13 protein-coding genes are annotated in these 15,224 nt (G+C 74.2%); 5 read left to right on the top strand and 8 right to left on the bottom strand.

Annotation, left to right across the window (positions count from 1 at the left end):
* From ACFY2K_RS34690 to ACFY2K_RS34655, 8 genes are all read right to left on the bottom strand, one after another.
* Nucleotides 1-300, bottom strand: coding sequence for a hypothetical protein (locus tag ACFY2K_RS34690; RefSeq protein ID WP_380533047.1), 300 nt, complete (start codon nt 298-300; stop codon nt 1-3).
* 62 nt (nt 301-362) lie between these two features.
* Nucleotides 363-1,076 carry a hypothetical protein gene (locus ACFY2K_RS34685; RefSeq protein ID WP_380533044.1) on the bottom strand — a complete coding sequence of 238 codons (714 nt, stop codon included), beginning with the start codon at nt 1,074-1,076 and terminating at the stop codon, nt 363-365.
* Nucleotides 1,077-1,166: 90 nt separating this feature from the next.
* Nucleotides 1,167-1,883 carry a ribonuclease H gene (locus ACFY2K_RS34680; RefSeq protein ID WP_380592904.1) on the bottom strand — a complete coding sequence of 239 codons (717 nt, stop codon included), beginning with the start codon at nt 1,881-1,883 and terminating at the stop codon, nt 1,167-1,169.
* A 42-nt stretch (nt 1,884-1,925) separates the two neighbouring features.
* Entirely contained in the window at nt 1,926-4,079 is a 2,154-nt protein-coding gene (locus ACFY2K_RS34675) for a trehalase family glycosidase (protein ID WP_380527227.1), read from the bottom strand.
* The gene (locus tag ACFY2K_RS34670) at nt 4,076-6,175 is read right to left on the bottom strand and encodes a beta-galactosidase (protein ID WP_387716602.1); all 2,100 of its coding nucleotides are present in this window, start codon (nt 6,173-6,175) and stop codon (nt 4,076-4,078) included. Before ACFY2K_RS34670 ends, ACFY2K_RS34675 begins: the two co-directional genes overlap by 4 nt.
* Before the next feature lie 7 nt (nt 6,176-6,182).
* Nucleotides 6,183-7,082, bottom strand: coding sequence for a carbohydrate ABC transporter permease (locus ACFY2K_RS34665; RefSeq protein ID WP_380527229.1), 900 nt, complete (start codon nt 7,080-7,082; stop codon nt 6,183-6,185).
* Nucleotides 7,079-8,005, bottom strand: coding sequence for a carbohydrate ABC transporter permease (locus ACFY2K_RS34660; RefSeq protein WP_387716600.1), 927 nt, complete (start codon nt 8,003-8,005; stop codon nt 7,079-7,081). Before ACFY2K_RS34660 ends, ACFY2K_RS34665 begins: the two co-directional genes overlap by 4 nt.
* A gap of 9 nt (nt 8,006-8,014) precedes the next feature.
* A complete protein-coding gene (locus ACFY2K_RS34655; RefSeq protein ID WP_387716598.1) occupies nt 8,015-9,409 on the bottom strand; it encodes an ABC transporter substrate-binding protein in 1,395 nt (464 codons plus the stop codon).
* Between the two features lie 96 nt (nt 9,410-9,505).
* Between ACFY2K_RS34655 and gcvPA the strand changes: the two genes are divergently transcribed.
* The 5 genes from gcvPA (at nt 9,506) to ACFY2K_RS34630 (ending at nt 15,165) form a co-directional block, all read left to right on the top strand.
* Nucleotides 9,506-10,864 (top strand): aminomethyl-transferring glycine dehydrogenase subunit GcvPA, encoded by a 1,359-nt coding sequence (gene gcvPA, locus ACFY2K_RS34650; RefSeq protein WP_380527235.1) that lies wholly within the window; start codon nt 9,506-9,508, stop codon nt 10,862-10,864.
* 14 nt (nt 10,865-10,878) lie between these two features.
* Complete coding sequence (gene gcvPB, locus ACFY2K_RS34645; RefSeq protein WP_380527236.1) at nt 10,879-12,507, top strand: aminomethyl-transferring glycine dehydrogenase subunit GcvPB; 1,629 nt, start codon at nt 10,879-10,881, stop codon at nt 12,505-12,507.
* Nucleotides 12,504-13,625, top strand: a complete 1,122-nt coding sequence (locus ACFY2K_RS34640) for an ATP-NAD kinase family protein (protein ID WP_387716595.1) — start codon at nt 12,504-12,506, stop codon at nt 13,623-13,625. Before gcvPB ends, ACFY2K_RS34640 begins: the two co-directional genes overlap by 4 nt.
* Nucleotides 13,626-13,688: 63 nt before the next feature.
* Complete coding sequence (locus ACFY2K_RS34635; protein ID WP_387716593.1) at nt 13,689-14,435, top strand: SDR family NAD(P)-dependent oxidoreductase; 747 nt, start codon at nt 13,689-13,691, stop codon at nt 14,433-14,435.
* Between the two features lie 76 nt (nt 14,436-14,511).
* Nucleotides 14,512-15,165, top strand: a complete 654-nt coding sequence (locus ACFY2K_RS34630) for a GntR family transcriptional regulator (protein WP_380527241.1) — start codon at nt 14,512-14,514, stop codon at nt 15,163-15,165.
* Nucleotides 15,166-15,224: the final 59 nt, after the last annotated feature.

Here is a 15,224-nt window from a genome sequence, read left to right as displayed (position 1 = left end):
TCACGGTCGAACTCCGGCGCCCGCCGCCGGTGTCGTGCCCATGATGGCAGCGGCCGGGGCGGCCGGAGGCTTTCCGGGGCAGGATCTTAACGCTCCGTCAACACCCTTCCGGTGCAGGCCGTGCAGCTCGACCCGGCCGTGCCGCAGGTGGTTGCGGTGGCCGTCGGCGAACTCCAGCCGCAGGCTGCGGTCCGCGGGGGTGTCCACCACGACGGCGCTCTCCACCGCGCCGTAGGAGGATTCCCGGTACACCCACACCCGGTCGCCGATGTGGAACTCCGGGGTCTCGGAGACGATCACCGCTCTCACCTGCCTTCGCCGACGTGCCCACCCGGCTGTACGGAGCGCGGTGGGTCGGGTACTCAGCGGGCGCGCAGCTGCTTCGGGGCGGTGGGGGTCGGCAGCGCGGTCGGCTGCCCGGCCCCGTCCACCGCGGTGCCGTCGGTGAAGCGGGAGCACTCGGCGCCCGCGCCGACGGTGAGGGTCCGGGCCACCGGGTCGTAGCGGAGCGAGGCGCCCTCGGCGAGGGCGCCCGGGCCGTCCGCGGGCGGTGCCAGGCTCAGGCTGGGGACGGGCGCGGACTCGTCCGCCGAGACGACCGTCCAGCCCTGGGCGGTCAGGGTCCGCCGGGCGTGCCCCAGGGCCTCCGTCCCCTGGGTGGCGCCGACCCCGGCGAGGGTGAAGCGGGCGGCGAGCACGGCCGTGCGGGGCTGGTCGGCGCCGCCGTCGTTCATGCTCTCCAGGAGGTGCTCCAGGCCGCGGGCGTGGCAGACGCCCTGGACCTTGGCGGAGATCCCGTCGTCGCCGACCGGCACCGGGGCCAGCGCCACACCGGGCGGCAGGGCGAGGGCGTCGTAGACGGCCTGGGTCCGGGCGTCCAGGTGCGCGGCGACGGCGGCCGGGTCGGCCACCGGGTACGGCTCCCCCGACCACACCCGCGGGACCTCCTCCGCGACCGTCACGACGCCGCGGTAGCCGACCGTGCCGAGCACCGCCGCTCCCGCGACCGTCGTCACCAGTGCCACCCGCACCGCCCTGCGGCCGCCCCGGCCGTCCGTCCCCGCGCGCTTCGTCATGATCACCATCGTGCCCGCCGGGCCGGGCCGCCGCCTGAGTACCCGTACTCAGACGGCGGGCCGGAGGTGCTCAGACGTGGCCGGAGGTGCTCAGGCGTGGGCGGCGGCGCACTCCGGGTGGCCCCAGCTGCTGCCGACCTTGGTGATCTTGTCGCCCTTGGCGTACGGGCGGCTGCACGGGCAGGTGCCGGGGAAGCGGGCGTTCAGGGTGCGCGAGCCGCCGCCGGTGCGCTTGGCGGCACCGGCGCCGGTGCCGGAGCCACCGGAGGCGGAGGCGGTGCGCGGCTTCGCGGCCCGGGGCGCCTTGACCGCCGCGGCCGGGTCGGGCACCGGCAGGTCGGCGGCCGTCCCGGCGGCGGCCTGCTGGGTGCGGGCGGCGTCGCTGGCCGCCTTGTCGGCGATGGCGTTCAGCGGGTCGCCGTCCACCTGGTGGGCGGGGACGTAGACGAAGGTGACGTCCCGGCCCTCCAGCAACTCGTCGATCCTCTGGATCAGCTCGCGGTTGGCCACCGGCTTGCCCGCCGCCGTCTTCCAGCCGTTGCGCTTCCAGCCCTTGAGCCACTTGGTGACCGAGTCGCGGGTGTAGGTGCTGTCGAGCCGGACCTCCAGCGGCACGGCCGGGTCGGTGGCGGACAGCAGCTGTTGAAGCGCCGTCAGCTCGCCGATGTTGTTGGTGCTGTGCCCGAGCGGCCCCGCCTCCCAACGCTGGGGCGCCCCGGTGGCGTCCGCGACCACGTAGGCCCAGGCCGCCGGGCCGGGGTTGCCCTTGGCTGCTCCGTCACACGCTGCAATGACTCGTTCGACCATGCCCCGATCATGCCTGGTCAGGCGCCCCGGAGCCAAAGCGGGTCAGCTGCGCAGCAGGGGCAGCAGCAGCGCGGCGGACCAGCTGAAATTGGTGGAGTTGCGGCCGCGGCCGGTCAGCGGGTCGTAGTTCTCCCGGACCGGCCCGTCGCCGCTCAGCCCCTCGGCGGCGGTGAGCAGCCGCTCGACGGCCCGGCGGGCGTCCTGGTCCCAGCCGTACCGGCGCAGCCCCTCGATCGCGAAGTAGCTCTGGTCGAGCCAGGCCAGGCCGCGCCAGTAGCCGGCCGGGTCGAAGGACGGCGAGCTGCGGGCGACGGTCGGGAAGGGCATCGGGGTGCCGAACTCCGCCGGGTCGAGCAGCCGGGCCCGCACGGTGCGGGCCTGGGCCGGGTCGGCGGTGCCGGACCAGAGCGGGATCGCGCCCTCGATGCCGCGGCCGCGGGCGGTGAGCCGGGCGCCGGTGGCGAGGTCGGTGTCGTGGAACCAGCCGGTGGCCGGGTCGTACATGGTGGCGCGGATCGCGGCGTCGATCCGCTCGGCCCGGCCGCGCAGCCGCTCCGCCGTGGGGCGGTCGCCGAGTTCGGCGGCGATCAGGGCCAGGTGGCGGTGGTCGGCGGCCAGGTAGGCGTTGAGGTCGACGGAGCGCTGGGTGAGCGACCAGCCGACCGGCTCGCCCTTCGGACCGTGGTTGGCCACGACGGTGGCGGCGTCGAAGCGCGGGGCGTTGTCCATGCCGGACTCCCAGGCCGCTGCCTGGCGGCAGTCCTCGGGCGCGGCGTTGGCCGGGTCGAGGGTGGCGCCGTACTCGCACAGGCCCTCGCCGAGGTGGTCCCGGGTGCGGTACCACCAGTCCTGGTAGGCGGTGAGCTTGGGCAGCAGCTCGCGCAGGAAGGCCCGGTCGCCGGAGCGGCGGTAGACCTCCCAGACGGCCCAGGCGGCCAGCGGGGGCTTGGAGTTGCGTTCGTTCCAGTTGCCGCCGCCGGTGGACGGGTCGTTGTAGAAGACGCAGTCCGGGACCATCCCGGCGTCCTGCGGGCGGTCCGGCGCGCCGGGCCCGGTCTGGTGGTCGAAGACGGCGCGGATCTGGTCGGCGGCGAGGCCGGGGGCGAACAGCGCGGTGCCGACGGCCTGCTTCCAGGTGTCCCAGGCCCAGACCCCGCTGAACCACTTGTCGGACAGCGAGGGGGTGACGGCGTCGTGCCGGATCCGCCCGGCGGGGCTGCGCCAGTTGGTGACCAGCGTCTGCACGCACTTGACGGCGGTGCGGCGGCGGGCGGCCGGGACGCCGTCGGTGGCGCGGGCGAGGTAGCCGGCCCAGCGGGCCCGTCCGGTGGCGGCGGTCCGCTCGGGTGCGCGCAGCGCGGCCTCGGCCTCCCGGACGGCGCGGGCGCGGTCCTCGGCGGTGAAGGTGTAGCTCTCGGTCCAGTCCAGGGTGCGGCTCGCGCCGGGCGGCAGCCGTACCGGGTCGGCGAGTTCGGTGCGGTGGCGGTCGCCGTCCACGGTGACCCGGACGGGCTGGGCGTGGCGGACGGCGAAGCTCTCGGTGCCGTCGGTGAGGTACTCCCAGGTCCGGCGGACCCTGGCGAAGGCCACCTCGACGCCGCGCTCGGCGGCGAGCAGTCGCGGGGCGTCGTGCTGGGGGCCGTCGGCGGGACGCAGCAGGGTGCCCGTCCAGGCGACGGCCAGGGTGCGTGCGGTGCGTCCGGTGTTGGCCAGACGGGCGCGGAGCAGGGCGGTGCGGTTGCCGGCGAAGCGCAGTTCGAGGGTGAGGGCGAGGCCGTCGGCGAGGGCGTAGCGCTGGCGGAGCAGTCCGGGCAGGGCGGTGAGGGTCGGGGCGCCGCCCGCGGCGAGGTCCAGCGGCCTTCCCTGCTCGGCGAGTTGGAGTCGGGTGAGGCCGTCGCTGAGCCACCAGGGGTACTCCTGGGCGAGGTGCAGCGGGCCGGTGAAGCCGCCGAGCGGGTCGGTCGGGCGGGGCAGGGCGTAGGCGTGCCAGGCGCCGAGGTCGGCGAAGACGGTGATCGGGTTGTTGTCGCCGGGGTAGGCCTGGGCGGGTGTGCCGTGCAGGTCGAGGACGTCGGCGTAGCGCTCGGCGTCGAGCCCCTCGTCCGCGTGGGCGGCCGGGGCCGCCGGGGCGGCCAGGGTGCCGGCCGTGGCGAGCGCGGAGGCGGCCAGGAAGTGGCGGCGGGTCAGCGGGTTCACGGGCGCTCCTCGGGGGCGGGCAGGCGGAGGACGGCGGCGCCCAGCGGCGCGAGGGTGAGGGTGGTGCCGGTGGCGGAGCCGGTGTGCAGATCGGTGCCGGTGAGCAGGTCGGTGCCGGTGAGCAGGTCGGTGCCGGTCAGCAGGTCGGTACCGGGCCGGGCGAGCGGCACCCGGGCCTCGGCGGGGCCGTGGTTGAGCAGGAAGAGGTAGGCGGTGCCGTCGGCGGCGCGGCGGCGGGTGGCCTCCACGCCCTCGGGCAGGCCGGGTAGTTCGGGGCCCGCGCCGGACTCCGTCAGCGCCAGGTCGAGCACGGGGCCGGTGTCCGGGCCGAGGTGGCAGCTCAGGTACCAGGCGCTGCCGGTGCCGTGGCGGTGGCGGGTGACGGCGGGCCGGCCGGCGAGTTCGCCGGAGGTGTAGCGGGCGACGGTCTCGGCGCCCTCGGGTTCGATCCACTCGCTCCAGTGCTCGGCGCGCAGCTCGGGGTGCGGTTCGGCGTCCCGGTCCGTCCCGTCCAGCCGTACGGTGGTGGCCTCGCCGTCCGGGATCGGCCAGTGCTCGTCCACGACCAGGCCGAGCAGTGCGCGCAGCGGGCCGGGGTGGCCGCCGGGGTGGATGTGGTCGTGCCGGTCGGTGATGCCGCTGAACGGGCCGCAGACCAGGTGGCCGCCGCCGTGGACGTAGCCGGTGAGGCGTTCGGCGGTGGCGGTGTCGAGCAGGTACAGGTTGGGGGCGAGCAGCAGCCGGTAGCCCTCGTACCCGGCGGTGGGCGGGAGGAAGTCGACGGTGACACCGCGCTCGTACAGCGCCGCGTACCAGGGGCGGAGCAGGTCGGGCCAGCGCATCCGGGCGGAGGGGTGGTCGTCCAGTTCCAGGGCCCACCAGCTGTCCCAGTCGAGCAGCACGCCGACCTGCCCGCGGATCCGGCTGCCCGCGACCTCGCCGAGCCGGCGCAGTTCGGCGCCGAGGGCGACGGTCCGCTGCCAGCCGCGGCCGGCCGTGCCCCGGTGCGGGAGCATCGCGCTGTGGAACTTCTCGGCCCCGGCCACCGAGGCGCGCCACTGGAAGTGCAGCACCCCGTCGGCGCCGCGGGCCAGCGCCTGGAGCGACCAGAGGCGGTAGAGGTCGGGGCGTTTGGGGACGTTCACCGGGCGCCAGCTGACGGCGGAGGGGGCCTGTTCCATCAGCAGCCAGGGCCGGCCGGCCTTGAGGGAGCGCATCAGGTCGTAGTTCATGGCGGCGTTCACGTGGGCGCGCGGGTCGGCCGGGTCGGGGTAGGCGTCGTCGGAGACGAAGTCCTCGTGCCGGCTCCACTCCCAGTAGTCGAGGGCCTTGAGCATCGACATGAAGTTGGTGGTGACCGGCACCCCGGGCGAGACTTCGTCGAGCACGGCCTTCTCGGCGCGGTGCAGGGCGAGCAGGGCGTCCGAGCAGAACCGGCGCCAGTCCAGCAGCTGGGTCGGGTTGACCGGACCGGGCGCGGTGCGCGGCGGCTCGACCTGGTCGAAGGAGTTGTACCGCTGGGACCAGAAGGCGGTGCCCCAGGAGCGGTTCAACTCCTGGACGGTGCCGTGCCGTTGGCGCAGCCAGCGGCGGAAGTCGGCGGCGGACCCGGCGCAGAAGCACTCCTGGACGTGGTCGCCGTACTCGTTGTGGACGTGCCACAGGGCGAGCGCCGGGTGGCCGTGGTAGCGCTCGGCGAGCCTCCGGGTGAGCCGGACGGCGGCCGCGCGGTAGGCCGGGGAGGACGGGCAGTAGTGCTGGCGCGAGCCGAACTCCAGCCGGACGCCGTCGGCGGTGACGGGCAGCAGGTCGGGGTGGGCGCGCACCAGCCAGGCGGGCGGGGAGGCGGTGGCGGTGGCCAGGTCGACGGCGATGCCGTGCCGGTGGACCAGGTCGAGCAGCCGGTCCAGCCAGCCGAAGTCCCAACGGTGGGCGTCGGGTTGGAGCCGGGCCCAGGAGAACACGCCGACGGTGACCAGGTTGACCCCGGCCTCGGCCATCAGCTCGACGTCCTGGGCCCACACCTCCTCGGGCCACTGCTCGGGGTTCCAGTCCCCGCCGTACAGCAGGCCGGGCACGCGGGTGAGTCGGTCCATCGGCGCGTCATCCTTTCAGGGCTCCGCCGAGCAGTCCGGCCACGAACTGCCGCTGGAAGAGCAGGAAGAGCACCATCAGCGGGAGGGTGGCCAGGAAGGAGCCCAGCATCAGGCCGGAGTAGTCGACGTGGGTCAGCCCGGTCAGGGTGTTGAGCGCGACCGGCACGGTGTACCTGTCCTGGGTGTTGAGCATCAGCAGCGGCCAGATGAAGCTGTTCCACTGGCCCATGAAGGTGAAGATGACGAGTGCCCCCAACTGCGGCCGCACGCACGGCAGGACGACCCGGTAGAAGGTACGCAGCTCGCCGGAGCCGTCGATCCGGGCCGACTCCAGCAGTTCGTCGGGGAAGCCCAGGAAGCTCTGGCGCATCAGCAGGATGCCGAAGGAGTTGGCGAGGAAGGGCAGGACGACGGCCTGGTAGCTGTCGATCCAGCCGAGGCTGGCCATCATCTGGAACAGCGGGACCAGCAGCACCTGGAGCGGGATCATCATGGTGGCCAGCACCAGGCCGAGCAGCAGACCGCGGCCGCGGAAGCGGTACTTGGCCAGGCCGTAGCCGCACATCGCGGACAGCAGCGAGCTGAGCAGGGTGTGGACGACGGCGATGCCGAGGCTGTTGAGCAGGACCCGGCCGAAGCCGATGCTCTGCTGGAGGTGCACCAGGTTGTTCAGCAGCTCGCCGCCGGGCAGGAACGGCGGTGGGGAGTGGAAGAGTTCGGAGCTGCTGTGGGTGGCGGCGATCAGCATCCAGGCGAAGGGCAGCAGGCTGGCGACGGCGCCGAGGCCGAGCAGGGCGAGGACGGCGGCGCGGCCCAGGAGTCCGGCCCTCGTCGGTGTTCCGGCCTTCGACGGCGAGCCGGCTCTCATCGACGGCGTTCCGGCCTCCATCGGCGATCTGGCCTTCATCGGCGGCGTTCCCTTCCGTAGAGCCGGAACTGGAGCAGCGAGACCGCCGCGATGATCAGCACGACCACCCAGGCGATGGCCGCCGCGTAGCCGAAGTCGAGCTGCTGGAAGCCGACCTTGTAGAGGTAGACCACCGGGGTGAGGGTCGCGTCGCCGGGGCCGCCGCGGGTCAGCACGTAGTTCTCGTCGAAGAGTTGGAGGGTGCCGATGGTGGAGGTGATGACGCAGAACAGCACCACCGGCCGCAGCTGCGGCAGCACCACCCCGGTGTAGGTGCGCACGGTGCCGGCGCCGTCGAGGGCGGCGGCCTCGTACTGGTCGCGGCCGATCGCCTGGAGTCCGGCCAGCAGGATGACGGCGTTGTAGCCGGTCCACCGCCAGGTGACCGAGCCGATCAGCGAGATCCGCGCCCAGGTGGGCGAGTTGAGCCAGTCGACCGGTCCGGCACCGAGCGCCTGGAGGGCCTGGTTGGCGAGGCCGCCGTCGGTGCGCAGCAGCACCTGGAAGACCACGGCGTAGGCGACCAGGGTGGTGATCGCGGGCAGGAAGAAGACCGCCCGCCAGCCGGAGCGGAAGCGCAGCCAGGACTGGTTGAGCAGGACGGCGAGCACCAGGGCGAGGCCGATCATCACCGGCACCTGGACGGCGAGGATGAGGCCGGTGTTGACCAGGGAGTGCAGGAAGGCCGGGTCGTCCAGCAGCCGGCGGTACTGGTCGAGCCCGACGAAGACGTCAACGCCGTCGTGGCGGGCGGTGAGGCTCTGGTAGAGGCTGGCGCCCAGCGGGTAGGCGAAGAAGAGGGCGAACAGGACGGCGGTGGGGCCGGCGAACAGCCAGGCGGCGGTGCGCGGGGAGCGTCGTCGGCGGGCCGGGGCGGTGCGGGCGGCGGGCTTGCGCAGGACGGCCGGGAGGCTGCTGGTCATCGCGCCCGCCTACGGGGTGACCGTGGCGCGGCCGGTCGCGGTGGCGATCTGGCGGGCGGCGGAGCGCAGCACGGTGCCCGGGTCGGCGCCGTTGTGCAGCACCTGGTTGACGGCGGTGGTGACGATGTCGCCGGCCTTGGAGTCGTCGGCGGTGCGCTCGACGGTGGGGATGGTGCGGGCCAGGTCGGCGAACAGCTTCATGGCGGGCTGGCCGCCGTAGTAGGGGGAGGGCTGCTGGAAGTACGGGTCGTCCAGGGCGGGGAGGAAGGCCGGGAAGAGGCCCTCGTGCTGCATCATCGAGGCCTGGTTGGCCTTGTCGGCGAGCAGGAAGGAGAGGAACGCCCAGGCCGTCTCGGGGTTCCCGCTCTGCGCGGGGATGCACAGGGTGGAGCCGCCGCTGTTGGAGGTGCGGGGGCCGCCGGCGGTGAAGGCGGGCAGCGGGACGACGCCGAACTTGCCGGACAGGTCGGCCATGTCGGCGGTGAGGGTGCCGTCCCACCAGGCGGCGGTGGGGGTGGTGGCGGCCTTGCCGTCGTGGGTGCCGGAGACCAGGCCGTCCCAGCCGTTCTCGAAGTCGACCAGGTCGCGGTCGACCAGCTGCTTCAGCAGGGTGAGCGCCCGTTCGGCGGCGGGGGTGGCGATGGCGACCTTGCCGTCGACGAACCAGGACTGGCCCTGCTGCTGGAGGAGTTGGGCGAACAGGCTGTCCTGTTTGGAGTCCAGGATGAGCAGCTTCCTGCCCGTGGCGTTCTTGAGGGTCGTCCCGGCGGTGAGGTAGTCGTCCCAGGTGGTGAGGGTGGCGGGGTCGATCCCGGCCTGGTGGAAGTGGTCGCGGCGGTAGAAGAGGGCGCACGGTCCGCTGTCCCAGGGCAGCGCGAGGACCCGGCCCTTGGCGTCCGTCACGGTGCGCCATGCGGCCTCGGCGTACTGGGACTTGAGGCCTTCGGCCCGGCTGCTGAGGTCGACCAGGGCGTTCGGGAAGTTGCCGATGTAGCTGGGGATCCGGCTGCCCTCGACGGTGAGGACGTCGGGCAGTCCGCTGCCGGCGCCGAGCCCGACCGTGATCTTGTCGTAGGCGTTGTCGTAGCCGATGTCGACCACCTCGACGGTGCTGCCGGGGTGGGCCTGTTCGAAGGCCTTGCCGAGCCGTTGCATGGCCTTGGCGGCGACGTCCCAGGACCAGATGGTGACCTTCCCGCCGACGGTGGCACCAGGGCTGCCGGTGAGCTTCCGGGCATCCGGGCCGCCCGCCCCGCCGGTGGCGCAGCCGGTGGCTCCGGCCGCCAGCAGGGCGCCGCCCGCGAGTCCGGCGCCGAGGAACCGGCGGCGGCCCAGGGCGGGGCCGGACTCCCGCTGCTCACAGGCGAGTTGGAGGGGTTTTCTGTGCCGGGTTTCTGCGGACATCTTGCCTCCCGACTGGTGAATGCCGAATGCTGTATACAGAACTCAGCATGCACAGTGCCGTCAAGGCCTGTGACTGAAATCGCGGAAGGTGCCAGGATGACCGCACGCGTTCCCCGGACCCACCCGTACGTCCCCAACTCCGCCCCCGAGGTGCGCGCCGCGATGCTCGCGGAGATCGGCGCCCGGGACGTCGAGGAGTTCTACGCCGACATCCCCGCCGAACTCCGGCTCGGCCGCCCGCTGCGGCTGCCGGCACCGTTCGACTCCGAGGCCCGGCTGGTCGCCCACCTGGAGGAGCTGCTCGCCCGCAACACCCCCGTGCCGCCCGGCCGTTCCTTCCTCGGGGCCGGCTGCTACCGGCACCACGTGCCCGCCGTGGTCGACGAGATCGTCAACCGCAGCGAGTTCCTCACCGCCTACGCCGGGGAGCCCTACGAGGACCACGGGCGCTTCCAGGCGCTCTGGGAGTACCAGTCCCTGATGGCCGAACTGCTGGCCGTCGAGGTGGTCAACGTGCCGACGTACGACGGCTTCCAGGCCGCCGCCACGGCCCTGCGGATGGCCGGCCGGGCCACCGGGCGGCGACGGCTGCTGCTGGTCGGCGACATCGACCCGGACCTGCTGTCCCGGATCCACGACTACGTCCGGGGCGTGCACCCGGTCGAGCCGGTGCCCGCCGAACCGAAGGCCGTCCGGGCCGCGCTCGCGACCGGCGACTGCGCCGCCGTGTTCGCGCAGCTGACCGACTTCTCCGGCCGGGTCGACCCCCGGCTCCCCGAGTACGTCGAACTCGCGCACACGGCAGGCGCGTTGGCCGTGGTGCAGGCCAACCCGATCAGCCTCGGCGTACTCGCCCCGCCCGCCGACCTCGGCGCCGACCTCACCTGCGGCGACCTCCAGCCGCTCGGCATCCACCCGAGCTTCGGCGGCGGCAACGCGGGCTTCATCGGCTCGGCCGACGACCAGCGCCTGGTGGCCGAGTACCCGAGCCGGCTGTTCGGCCTCGCCCCGACCGAGGTGCCCGGCGAGTACGGCTTCGGCGACGTCGCGTACGAGCGCACCTCCTTCGCGCTGCGCGAGGAGGGCAAGGAGTGGGTCGGCACCGCCGCCGCCCTGCACGGCATCGCCGCCGGGGCCTACCTCGCCCTGATGGGCCCGCACGGCATGCGCGAGCTCGGGGAGACCGTCCTCGCCAACACCGCCTACGCCCGGCAGCGCCTCGCCGGGGTGCCCGGGGTGGAGCTCGCCGAGCCGGAGGCGGTGCACTTCGCCGACTTCACCGTGCGCTACACCGGCGGGCCCGGCGCCGCCGCCGTCGCCGACGCGCTGCTCGCCCGCGGCCTGCACGGCGGCACCCCGGCCGGACCGCGCGAGGGCCGGTACTGCGTCACCGAGCTGCACACCCAGGCCGACATCGACCACCTCGCCGACGCGCTCGCGGAGATCACGAAGTGACGGGAGATCGTGAAGTGACCGACCATCGGACTGCCACGGCCGCCGAAGCGCGGATCGCCGCCAAACCCCCGCTGCGCCGCTTCCACCAGGCCCGCTGGGACGAGAAGCTGATCTTCGAGCTCGGCACCCCCGGCGAACGCGGCGTGCTCCCCCCGCTGCCCGAACCCGGCGTCACCGCCGCCGTCGGCGACCCGGCCGCCCGGCTGCCCGCCGCGCTGCGCCGCACCACCCCGGCCGCCCTGCCCGAACTCGGCCAGCAGCAGGTGCTCCGGCACTACCTGCGGCTCTCCCAGGAGAACCTGGGCGCCGACCTCAACGTGGACGTCGGCCAGGGCACCTGCACCATGAAGTACAGCCCCAAGGTCAACGACGGCTTCGTCCGCGACCCCCGGATCGCCGCCCTGCACCCCGCCCAGGACGCCTCCACCGTCCAGGGCGTCCTCGAACTCGCCCACCGCCTGGAGCAGTTGCTCAAGGAGATCTCCGGCATGGACCGGGTCAGCCTGCAACCGGGCGCCGGCAGCGCCGCGATCTGGACCAACGTCTCGGTGATCCGCGCCCACCACGCCGCCCGCGGCGAGGCGCAGCAGCGCGACGAGATCATCACCACCGCCTTCTCCCACCCCTCCAACGCCGCCTGCGCCAAGACCGCCGGCTACCGGGTGATCACCCTGCACCCGGACGCCGACGGCTACCCCGACATCGAGGCGCTGCGCGCCGCCGTCGGCCCGCGCACCGCCGCGCTGCTGATCACCAACCCCGAGGACACCGGCATCTACAACCCGCGGATCGCCGAGTTCGTCCGGATCGTGCACGCGGCCGGCGGCCTGTGCGCCTACGACCAGGCCAATGCCAACGGCATCCTGGGCATCACCCGCGCCCGCGAGGCCGGGTTCGACCTGTGCCACTTCAACCTGCACAAGACCTTCTCCACCCCGCACGCCTGCGGCGGACCGGCGGCCGGCGCCTGCGCGGTCACCGCCGAACTGGCGCCCTACCTGCCCTCCCCCACGGTGGAGTTCGACGGCGAGCGCTACCGGCTGGAGACCGACCGGCCGGAGTCGATCGGCAAGATCCGCCCCTACCTCGGCGTCGTCCCCAACCTGGTGCGCGCCTACGCCTGGATCATGTCGCTCGGCGCCGAGGGCCTGCGCACGGTCGCCGAGACCGCCGTGCTCAACAACAACTACCTGCTGCACCGGGTGAAGCGGATCCGCGGCGTCTCCGTCCCGTACGCCGAGGGCCGGCCGCGGGTCGAGCAGGTCCGGTACAGCTGGCAGCGGCTCAACGAGGACACCGGCCTGCACAGCGAGGACCTCGGCCACCGCGCCGCCGACTTCGGCACCCACTACTGGACCAGCCACCACCCGTACGTCGTCCCCGAGCCGATGACCCTGGAGCCCACCGAGTCCTACTCCCGCGCCGACCTGGACGAGTACGCGGCGATCCTGGCCGAGGTCGCCCGGGAGGCCTACGAGGACCCGGAGACGGTCCGGACCGCGCCACACCACTCCACCGTGCACCGGATCCGGCACGAGCCGCTGGACGACCCGGCGGTCTGGTCGGTCAGCTGGCGCGCCTACCGCCGCAAGGTCCTCGGCGAACAGCCTCCGGGCGAGCAACCGCGGGGCGAACAGCCGTGACGGCACCCCCGGTCGGGCTGGTGGTCAACCCGGTCGCCGGACTCGGCGGCCGGGTCGGCCTCAAGGGCAGCGACGGCCCCGAGGTCCAGCGGCACGCGCTGGCGCTCGGGGCCCGCCCGGAGGCGCTGCGCCGAGCGGAGCTGACGGTCCGCCAACTCACGGGCGTCCGCCTGCTCACCGTCGCGGGAGCGATGGGCGAGGACGCCGTCACCGGCCGCCCGGCCCGCGTGGTGCACCGGCCCGGTCCCGCGCCCACCACCGCCGCGGACACCCGGGCGGCCGTCCGCGCCCTGGTCGCGGCCGGCGCCGGGCTGCTGCTGTTCTGCGGCGGCGACGGCACCGCCCGGGACGTCCTGGACGCGCTCGGGCCGGACGCCGACGGGGTGCCCGCACTCGGCATCCCGGCCGGGGTGAAGATGCACTCCGCCGTCTTCGCCGTCCACCCGCACGCCGCCGCCGAGGTGGTCACCGCCTGGGCCCGCGGCGCCGTCCGCCTGGAAGCCGCCGAGGTGGTGGACCGGGATGAGGCGGCGCTGCGGGCGGGCCTGGTCCGCACCCGGCTGTACGGCCGGCTGACCGTCCCGGTGCTGCCCGCCCGCGTCCAGCAGCGCAAGACCGGCAGCGGCCTCCCCGCCCCGTCCACGATCGGCGGGATCGCCGCCGAGGTCGCCGAACGGGTCGGGCCCGGCGGCCTGCTGGTGCTCGGCCCCGGCACCACCACCCACGCCGTCGCCACCGCCCTCGGCGCCCCCGACACCAGCCTCACCGGCGTCGACCTGCTCCGCCTGCACGCCGACGCACCGCCTGCCGTCCTGCGTCGGGACGCCCGCGCCGACCAGCTGTGCGACCTGCCCGGCGCCCCCTGGATCGCCCTCTCCCCCATCGGCGGCCAGGGCTTCCTGCTCGGCCGCGGCAACCGGCAGCTCACCCCCGACCTGCTGCGCGCGGCCGGCCGGGACCGGCTGCTGGTCCTCGCCACCGAGGCCAAACTGGCGGCCCTGGCCGGCCGCCCGCTGCTGCTGGACACCGGTGAACCGGAGCTGGACCACGCCCTCGCCGGGCACGTCCGGGTGATCACCGGCCACCGCTCCGGCGCCGTCTACCGCCTGTCCGCCTGAACCCCGTCCGCCTGGCGCCCGTCCACCCGTCCACCTTTCCCCCCGCCCGCGAAGGAGTTCCCCATGATCGACCTGCACGGCAAGCGCGCCCTCGTCACCGGCGCCGCCTCCGGCATCGGCCTGGCCACCGCCGCCCTGCTCGCCGAACTCGGCGCGGCCGTCGTCCTCGCCGACCTCGACGCCGACCGCGGCGAGCAGGCGGCCAAGGAGACCGGCGGCACCTTCGTCCGCTGCGACGTCTCCCGGCGCGCGGACTGCGAGCGGGCCGTCCACACCGCCGTCGACCACCACGGCGGCGTGGACGTGCTGTTCAACAACGCGGGCATCATCCGCCGGTCCACCGTCACCGAGATCACGGACGAGGACTGGGACCTGGTGATGGCCGTCAACGTCCGCTCGATCATGCTGCTCAGCGGACTCGTCGTCCCGCTGATGGCCGCGAACGGCGGCGGCAGCATCATCAACACCGGCTCCGGCTGGGGCATCAAGGGCGGCGGCCGGGCCGTCTCCTACTGCGCCTCCAAGGGCGCCGTGGTCAACATGACCCGGGCGATGGCCATCGACCACGGCCCGGACAACATCCGGGTCAACTGCGTCTGCCCCGGCGACACCAACACCGGCATGCTCGCCGAGGAGGCCCGCCAGCTCGGCGAGAGCGCCGCCGCGTTCTACGCCGACGCCGCCGACCGCCCGCTCGGCCGGATCGGCCAGCCCGGGGACATCGCCCGCACCGTCGCCTTCCTGGCCAGCGACGCCGCCGCCTTCGTCAGCGGCGCCGTCATCGCCGTGGACGGCGCCGGAACCGCCTGACCGGCCACGCCGTCCGGCCCGGCGGGGGCCGGACGGCGGCCGGTACTCTACGGGACGAACGAGGAAGGGAAGCCCGATGGCGATCGAGCGGCGTCCGCTGCGCGAGCAGGTGAAGGACGAACTGCTGGAACAGCTCGGCCGCGGCCGGTTCACCCCCGGCGAGTCGATCAACGAGGTCCAGCTCGCCGAGGAACTGGGCGTCAGCCGGACCCCCCTGCGCGAGGCGCTGATCAGCCTGGAGCGCGAGGGCATCATCACCAGCGAGCGCGGCAAGGGCTTCCGCTTCGCACCCACCGGCAAGCAGGAGTTCCTCGACCTCACGGCCATCGTGATCGCCCTGGAGTCGCTCGCCCTGCGCACCTCCGACCCGGCCCACCTGTCCGCGATCGCCCCCAGGCTCCTCGCCGAGGCCCGCGCCTTCTCCGCCCCCCAGGCCCCGCACGGCACCATAGAGCGCCACGACGACGCCTGGCACGCCCTGCTGCTCTCCGGCTGCGCCAACACCCGGCTGCGCGACATGATCGACTCGCTGAAACTGACCCTGCACCGCTACGAGCGGGTCGTGGTCGGCGACGACGAGATCCTCCGCCGCGCCGCCGAGGAGCACGAGCGCATCGCCCAGTGCCTCCTCGACGGCGACCTCGACCAGGCCGTCGTCGCCCTGGAGGCCAACTGGACCAGCGGCATGGCCCGCATCCTCGAACGCCTCCCCCCGGTCGGCGCCCGGTGAGGCATCCCCCCCGCCCGCCGCAGAGATCCCGCTCGACCAGCCCGGCGCCACGCCCTACG

This window comes from Kitasatospora sp. NPDC001309, assembly GCF_042896295.1.
GTDB lineage: Bacteria > Actinomycetota > Actinomycetes > Streptomycetales > Streptomycetaceae > Kitasatospora.
The sequence above is the reverse complement of the archived record's forward strand: the minus strand, read 5'-3'. Positions and strand labels throughout refer to the sequence as shown.

What these genes read in the sequence shown, in the direction of transcription:
- ACFY2K_RS34660 (WP_387716600.1), bottom strand. Translation starts at nt 8,005, where the DNA reads ATGACCAGCAGCCTCCCGGCCGTCCTGCGCAAGCCCGCCGCCCGCACC.
- ACFY2K_RS34630 (WP_380527241.1), top strand. Translation starts at nt 14,512, where the DNA reads ATGGCGATCGAGCGGCGTCCGCTGCGCGAGCAGGTGAAGGACGAACTG.
- ACFY2K_RS34670 (WP_387716602.1), bottom strand. Translation starts at nt 6,175, where the DNA reads ATGGACCGACTCACCCGCGTGCCCGGCCTGCTGTACGGCGGGGACTGG.
- gcvPA (WP_380527235.1), top strand. Translation starts at nt 9,506, where the DNA reads ATGACCGCACGCGTTCCCCGGACCCACCCGTACGTCCCCAACTCCGCC.
- ACFY2K_RS34635 (WP_387716593.1), top strand. Translation starts at nt 13,689, where the DNA reads ATGATCGACCTGCACGGCAAGCGCGCCCTCGTCACCGGCGCCGCCTCC.
- ACFY2K_RS34665 (WP_380527229.1), bottom strand. Translation starts at nt 7,082, where the DNA reads ATGAAGGCCAGATCGCCGATGGAGGCCGGAACGCCGTCGATGAGAGCC.
- ACFY2K_RS34680 (WP_380592904.1), bottom strand. Translation starts at nt 1,883, where the DNA reads ATGGTCGAACGAGTCATTGCAGCGTGTGACGGAGCAGCCAAGGGCAAC.
- ACFY2K_RS34685 (WP_380533044.1), bottom strand. Translation starts at nt 1,076, where the DNA reads ATGACGAAGCGCGCGGGGACGGACGGCCGGGGCGGCCGCAGGGCGGTG.
- ACFY2K_RS34655 (WP_387716598.1), bottom strand. Translation starts at nt 9,409, where the DNA reads ATGTCCGCAGAAACCCGGCACAGAAAACCCCTCCAACTCGCCTGTGAG.